The following is a 1,456-nucleotide window of genomic DNA, read 5'->3' as shown; positions in this document are numbered from 1 at the left end:
CGCGGCCTCCAGGCAGCGCCGGGTCGCCGCCGCGACTCAGCCGACGAACACGCGGTAGCCCCACGGCTCGACGGTCAGCGCGGTCTCGTCGCCGACGCTCAGCGCGGCGCCGGTGAAGTGCTCGCGCCACCGACCCAGGTGCGGGCCGGGGCCGAAGGTCACCTTCTGCTCGGTGGGGGAGAGATTCAGCACGCAGAAAACCCGGCTCGCCGCGTCGGCCCGGACGAAACTGAGCACCTGCTTGCTCGCCGAGTTGCGCACGTTGACCATCCGGGCGCCCCACGCGGCGTTCCACAGACAAGAGGTCGCGTGCTTGAGCGCGAACAGCGAGCGATAGAACTCAGCCATCGGGTGCTCGCGCCAGACGATCGGATCCTTCTCGAAGAACTCCAGGCGCTTGTCGTTGCCAGCCTCCTGCCCGTTGTAGAGCAGCGGCATTCCTTCGCCGATCACCGACAACACGATCGCCGCCTGCACGGCGTCGCCGAACATCTCGTATTCCGTTCCGTCCCAGGCATTCTTGTCGTGGTTGGAGACGAACATCATCCGCATGATGTCGCGCGGATAGGCCTTCGCGTTCCACGCGTAATAGACATAGAGCGACTCGACATCGGCCTTGCCCTGCGCGATGTGGTGCATCGTGTCGTTCCACGACCAGGCATACGTCATGTCGAAGGCGCGCACGTGCAGGTCGCGCGCCTCCCATTCGGCGAGCATGAAGACGGGCTTGATCGCGTCGAGTTCGCGACGGACGTTCTCCCAGAAGTCGGTCGGCACCATCCCCGCGACATCACAACGGTAACCGTCGACGTCCGCTTCTCGGACCCAGTAGGCCATCGCCTCGGTCATATACCGGCGCACCTCGGGGCGCTCGTAGTCGAGGTCGATGATGTCGTCCCAGTCCCACCACGGTGTCGGCGTGAACTCCCCCTTCCAATCGCGGGCATACCACTCGGGGTGGTCGGTGACCAGATGGTTGTCCCAGGCCGTGTGGTTGGCAACCCAGTCGAGAATCACGAACAGGCCGAGCGAATGCGCCTGGGCGACAAAAGATTTCAGATCCTCCAGGGTGCCGAGTTCGGGGTTGACGGCGAGGTAGTCGCGAACGGCATACGGGCTCCCGAGGGTGCCCTTGCGGTTGACCTCGCCGATCGGATTGATCGGCATCAGCCACACGATCGTCACGCCCAGATCGCGCAGCCGTGGCAGCTCACCCGCCGCTGCGGCGAGCGTGCCTTCCGCGGTGAACTGGCGAGTATTGATCTGATAGATGGTGGCGCTTCGCGACCATTCCGGGTGCGTGAGTTCGACGCCGGGGGCCGGCTGATAGGGATCGGTCACTGGTGAATCCTCAGGGATGCTGGAGACGACGGCAGCTATCACCGTATGCCGTTCCGGGACCCCCGTGGGGAGCCCCGGTCGCGCGCGTCTCGCGCCACGAGAGACGCCCGGTCGG

Annotated in this window: 1 protein-coding gene; it reads right to left on the bottom strand. The window is 65.5% G+C overall.

The features are described 5' to 3' along the window. Positions 1-36 precede the first annotated feature (36 nt). Positions 37-1,341, bottom strand: a complete 1,305-nt coding sequence (locus tag PKH97_RS13735; RefSeq protein ID WP_324388095.1) for an alpha-amylase family glycosyl hydrolase — start codon at positions 1,339-1,341, stop codon at positions 37-39. Between the last annotated feature and the right edge of the window lie 115 nt (positions 1,342-1,456).

The sequence above is a fragment of the Nostocoides sp. genome, from assembly GCF_035343835.1.
Taxonomy (GTDB): domain Bacteria; phylum Actinomycetota; class Actinomycetes; order Actinomycetales; family Dermatophilaceae; genus Nostocoides_A; species Nostocoides_A vanveenii.
Note: the sequence above shows the minus strand (reverse complement) of the source record. Positions and strands in the feature narration are given on the sequence as shown.